Consider the following 633-nt stretch of genomic DNA (forward strand, 5'->3'; position numbering starts at 1 on the left):
CGACCCCGCCCCCCGGTGGCGAACCACCGCCGCAACCCGGCCGGCCGTGGTGGAAGTCGGTCCCCCGCGTCGCGACGGCCGCCGTGCTGGTGGCCGCGCTGTCGACCGTGGGCGTCCTGGTCACCCGGGGTGACGGCGGCGGCAGCGGGGGCCGTGAGGTCTTCCTGATGGCCGCGGACGAGGAGGGCCCGGACGCCTTCACCCCGTCGACGGCCAACAAGAGCGCCGTGAAGTCGGTGACCCCGTCGCCGACGCAGTCGATCGGGACGAACGAGGTACGGCGCCTGAACGCCGGCCGGGCCGGGGTCTACGGCGGCACCGAGAAGGTCTCCGCCTGCGACGTGGAACGGCAGATCTCCTACCTGCGGGAGAACCCGGCGAAGAGCAAGGCGTTCGGCTCCGTCCTCGGGATCACCCCGTCCGAGGTTCCCGGCTACCTGCGCGGCCTCACCCCCGTCCAGCTGCAATGGGATACCCGCGTCACCAACCACGGCTACCGCGACGGCAAGGCCAACCCCTACCAGGCCATCCTCCAGTCCGGCACGGCGGTGCTCATCAACGACCGGGGCATGCCGCGGGTGCGCTGCGCCTGCGGCATGCCCCGGTCGTTGATGAGCACCTCCCGTCCCTTAT

Annotated in this window: 1 protein-coding gene; it reads left to right on the forward strand. The window is 72.4% G+C overall.

Features of this window, described 5'->3' with window-relative positions; genetic code table 11:
• Positions 1 to 633, forward strand: a 633-nt coding sequence (locus CCN42_RS42990; RefSeq protein WP_339384484.1) for a DUF6777 domain-containing protein, incomplete at both ends; no start/stop codon positions are given.

The organism is Streptomyces glaucescens (assembly GCF_002154375.1).
Lineage (GTDB): Bacteria > Actinomycetota > Actinomycetes > Streptomycetales > Streptomycetaceae > Streptomyces > Streptomyces glaucescens.